General features: G+C 65.5%; 4 protein-coding genes and 1 pseudogene. 2 read left to right on the top strand and 3 right to left on the bottom strand.

Annotated features, from left to right (window positions below):
• Positions 1 to 155 precede the first annotated feature (155 nt).
• Positions 156 to 563, top strand: coding sequence for a DUF3775 domain-containing protein (locus tag KAY22_RS25395; RefSeq protein WP_296625890.1), 408 nt, complete (start codon positions 156 to 158; stop codon positions 561 to 563).
• On the opposite strand, the gene KAY22_RS25390 is transcribed toward KAY22_RS25395, so the two are convergent.
• From KAY22_RS25390 to KAY22_RS25380, 3 genes are all read right to left on the bottom strand, one after another.
• Positions 532 to 1,065 (bottom strand): 2'-5' RNA ligase family protein, encoded by a 534-nt coding sequence (locus KAY22_RS25390; protein ID WP_296625889.1) that lies wholly within the window; start codon positions 1,063 to 1,065, stop codon positions 532 to 534. The two genes, KAY22_RS25395 and KAY22_RS25390, sit on opposite strands and share 32 nt — an antisense overlap.
• Positions 1,062 to 2,921 carry a potassium transporter Kup gene (locus tag KAY22_RS25385; protein WP_296625891.1) on the bottom strand — a complete coding sequence of 620 codons (1,860 nt, stop codon included), beginning with the start codon at positions 2,919 to 2,921 and terminating at the stop codon, positions 1,062 to 1,064. The genes KAY22_RS25390 and KAY22_RS25385 overlap by 4 nt, the downstream gene beginning before the upstream one ends.
• Before the next feature lie 257 nt (positions 2,922 to 3,178).
• On the bottom strand, positions 3,179 to 3,619 hold the full coding sequence (locus KAY22_RS25380; RefSeq protein WP_296625888.1) for an Lrp/AsnC family transcriptional regulator: 441 nt from the start codon (positions 3,617 to 3,619) through the stop codon (positions 3,179 to 3,181).
• A 131-nt stretch (positions 3,620 to 3,750) separates the two neighbouring features.
• Between KAY22_RS25380 and KAY22_RS25375 the strand changes: the two are divergent.
• Positions 3,751 to 4,182, top strand: a pseudogene (locus KAY22_RS25375) (alanine dehydrogenase); the annotation flags it as partial.

Genomic DNA, 4,182 nt, shown 5'->3' with positions numbered 1-4,182 from the left:
CCAAGGGCCTGTCCCCGGACAAGGCCTCGCTCGCCGACACGGAAGTCCCGCTGAAGACGCTCGTCCCGGCCTGACGCATCGTCGCACGGGAACCCTGACCGCGCGTCCACGTTGGAAAGCGCGCCGATAGCGGCTGGACAAGCGAGGTTCGTGCGATGGAACTGACGGTTTCCCTGGAAGATATCTGCCGCCTGATCGTGCGTGCGCGCGAAATGGAGGCACAGGTGCCCGCGATCGAGACCGAGGAAGATGCGGATCCGACCGACAGCGACGATCCGATGGCGGTGCTCGAAGACGAGGCGAATGAAGCGGTCGAGGAAGAGATCCGCGCGCTGATCGAGGACATGGCCGACGACGAGCAGGTCGAGGTGCTGGCGCTCGCTCTGGTCGGACGTGGCACATTCGACGCCAGCGAGTGGGACGAGGCGCTGGAGGCGGCGGGCGAGCAGGATGCCGAGCCGGTGGTCGACCAGCTGATGGAGATGCCGATGCTGGCCGGCTATCTCGACGCGGGCCTCGCCGCCTTCGACCTCAGCTGCGCGGGGATCGGCCAGATCGAGTGAAGCGCCAGTCGCCGATCGATTCCCAGGGCCCGCCGCGATACCAATAGGCCGAAAGGCCGTCGATGCGCAGCGGACGCGGTGCAAAGTCCTTCGACAGCTCCGCCATCAGCGCGCGCGCATCGGCCGGCGTGACCTTGTTCTGAATGGTGATGTGGGGCCGCCAGCCGGCGCGGTCCTGCGGGGTCAGCATCGGCTCGAACGCCTCGGCTATGCGCGACCGGATGGCGGCGAGGCCGGGACTGTCGACACCGAAAGCCACGCCCCGTCCCAAGGACAGCAAGCGCGATATGCGGGCAGCCGGCGCGATGGTCGTCCGCACCTCGCGCATCAGCAGGCGGCGCAGTTCGTCGAGCCCCGATGGCGGCAGATGGTGGAACAGCGTCAGGTGCGCGCGCAGCACATTGCGTTCGGGTGGAAAATGCGCGCGCCGCAGCCCATCCGCCCAGGCGAGATCCTCGTCGCCCAGCAGCGCGGTGACGATGATCGGCGCGGCGCCGGTCAAATCTCGACCTGGCTGCCCAGCTCGACCACGCGGTTGGTCGGCAGCTTGAAGAACTCCATCGCGCTTTCGGCGTTGCGCAGCATCCAGGAGAATAGCTTCTCACGCCAGATCGCCATGCCGGGATGCTCCGAGGGGAGCAGCGTCTGCCGGGCGAGGAAGAAGCTGGTGTCCATCATCTTGAACGCAGGCCCGCAGGTCTGGGTATCCGCCAGCACCGCCGGCACGTCCGGATCTTCCATGAAGCCGTAATTGATCACGATGCGGAAGAAGCCCTGGCCCAGATCGGCGCAGGTAACCCGCTCGGTCGTGCGGACATAGGGCACGTCGGCGATCTTCACGGTCAGAAGGATGACGCGCTCATGCAGGCATTTATTGTGCTTGAGATTGTGCAGCAGCGCATGGGGCATCCCCTGTGCCTGTGATGTCATGAACACGGCCGTGCCGGGAACGCGTACGGCGGAGTTCACCGCCGACTGGACGAACACCTTGACCGGCATCGACGCCTGTCGGAGCCGGTCGATCATCAGTGCCCTGCCGCGCGCCCAGGTGGTGAGCAGGGTAAAGGCGATGAACCCGATCAGCAGCGGGAACCAGCCGCCATCGGGCACCTTGGTGAGGTTGGCGCCGAAATAGGCGAGGTCGACCGCCGCGAAGACCGCGATCAGCGGCGCTGCGACCCACTTCTTCCATCCCCACAGCTGGATCAGCACGACCGCGATCAGGCAGGTGTCGATCGCCATCGCACCGGTGACCGCGATGCCATAGGCGGCGGCCAGGTTCGACGAGGTGCGGAAGGAGATGACCAGCAGGATCACCATGACCATCAGGCCCCAGTTGATCGCCGGGATATAGATCTGGCCGATCGAACCGGCGCTGGTGTGGGTGATGCGCAGACGCGGGATGAAGCCGAGCTGGATCGCCTGCTGGGTGACCGAAAAGGCGCCGGAGATCACGGCCTGGCTGGCGATCACCGTCGCCATGGTCGCGAGAATCACCAGCGGCAGGCGCAGCATTTCCGGCGCCAGCAGGAAGAAGGGGTTGTGGATCGTCCGCAGCGCAGTCGCCATGTCCTGCGACAGCAGCATCGCGCCCTGGCCCAGATAATTCAGCATCAGCGCGGGCAGCACGAAGACGAGCCAGCTGACCCCGATCGGCTTGCGCCCGAAATGGCCCATGTCGGCATAGAGCGCCTCGGCACCGGTCACCGCCAGCACCACCGACCCCATGGCGAGAAAGGCGAAATAGCCCTCCTCCAGGAAGAAGCGCACCGCATACCAGGGGTTCAGGGCGATCAGGACGTGCGGATTGCCGACGATGTGCCAGACGCCCAGCGTTGCGAGCACGGCGAAATAGACGAGCATGATCGGGCCGAACAACAGCCCCACCTTGGCCGTCCCGCGCGCCTGGATCGTGAAAAGCCCGATCAATATGCCCACGGCGAGCGGCAAGACCAGCGGCGCGAACCGTGCCTCTACCGTCGTCAGCCCTTCGACCGCGGACAGGACCGAAATGGCTGGGGTGATCATGCTGTCGCCGTAGAACAGCGCCGTCGCGAAGACGCCCAACAGGACGATGCCCTTGGTCCAGCGCTTATTCTCGGTCTTGCGGTTGATCAGTGCCAGCAGGGCCAGGCTGCCGCCTTCGCCCTTGTTGTCCGCGCGCATGATGATCGCGACATATTTGAAGGTCACGACGACCATCATCGACCAGAAGATCAGGCTGAGCACGCCGAGGATGTGGATTTCGTCGGGCGGCAGCGGATGATGGCCGGCGAATGTTTCGCGAAAGGCGTAGAGCGGGCTCGTGCCGATGTCGCCGAAGACGACGCCGATCGCGCCGAGCATCAGCGCGGCCATTCCACCCTGCGCATGACCACCGCCCGCCAGATGATTGTCGGGCGCGGCGGAGTGCGGCACCGCATGCACGGAAACGTCGCCCGTGCCCTCATTCGTCATACGAGGTCAGCCTTCATCTCGGTGCCCTGTTCGAGCGCCCGTCCTTCCCCTGGATCGGGCGGCATAGCGGCGGCGCCCTAGCACGGGCGGGTTGCCCCTAGCAACGGCGCGGGTCTCCAGCCGTTCCATGGCGGGGCGTTCCATCGGGGAATGCGCCGTCAGTCGTCCTTGAGCAGGGTCCGCAGCGTCATCTGCGTTACCAGCCGCAAGACCCCCGGCAGCGCCGACAATATGTCGCGGTGGACGCGCTCGTAGCTGTCGTCCTCGGCCACCTCGACCTTCAGCAGATAATCCGATTCGCCGCTGAGCAGATAGGCCGCCACGACATGCGAGGTTCGCTCCAGCGCCTGCTCGAACGCCATCATCGTCGCCTGCCGTTGATCGGCCAGGGTGACCTGCACGAACATGGTCGACGGGTTGCCCCGCGCTTCATCGGACAGACGCGCGCGATAGCCGCGGATCATCCCCGCCTGTTCGAGCGCCTTGACGCGGCGATGGACGGCGGACGGCGACAGGCCGACCTTGTCGCCCAGCTGCTCGCTGGTCAGGCTCGCATCGCGGGCAAGCTGTGAGAGGATCTTGCGATCGATACGATCCATGCGGGAGTTTTTGGCATGACAAGGGGGTTCCGCGCAAACCCCTGCGCGCGGCTGGCTCAACCGCGTCGACCTTCGCAACTTTTTCCCGCTGCCCAGGCGTTATGATGGGTGGTCATTGAGAGGAATGAGCCATGCGGATCGGTGTTCCCAAGGAAATCAAGAATCACGAATATCGGGTCGGTCTGACGCCGGCTTCCGTAGCCGAACTCACCGCCGCCGGTCACGAACTGATCGTCGAGACGCGCGCCGGGATGGGCATCGATTTCGAGGACGAGGATTATGTCGCCGCAGGCGCGCGGATCGCGCCCAATGCGGGCGCAGTCTTCGCCGCCGCCGACATGATCGTCAAAGTGAAGGAGCCGCAGCCGTCCGAGATCGCTCTGCTCGAGGCACGCCACACGCTGTTCACCTATCTCCACCTTGCCGCCGACAAGCCGCAGGCCGAGGGGCTGAAGGCATCGGGCGCGACCTGCATCGCTTATGAGACGGTCACCTCGCGCTCCGGCGCGCTGCCGCTGCTCAAGCCGATGTCGGAAGTGGCCGGCCGTATGTCGATCCAGGTC

Source organism: Rhizorhabdus sp., from assembly GCF_018006725.1.
Classification (GTDB): domain Bacteria; phylum Pseudomonadota; class Alphaproteobacteria; order Sphingomonadales; family Sphingomonadaceae; genus Rhizorhabdus.
This window is presented reverse-complemented; position numbering and strand designations above follow the sequence as displayed.

Excerpts from the sequence above, each read along its gene's own strand:
- KAY22_RS25380 (WP_296625888.1), bottom strand. The coding sequence starts at position 3,619 with ATGGATCGTATCGATCGCAAGATCCTCTCACAGCTTGCCCGCGATGCG.
- KAY22_RS25385 (WP_296625891.1), bottom strand. The coding sequence starts at position 2,921 with ATGGCCGCGCTGATGCTCGGCGCGATCGGCGTCGTCTTCGGCGACATC.
- KAY22_RS25395 (WP_296625890.1), top strand. The coding sequence starts at position 156 with ATGGAACTGACGGTTTCCCTGGAAGATATCTGCCGCCTGATCGTGCGT.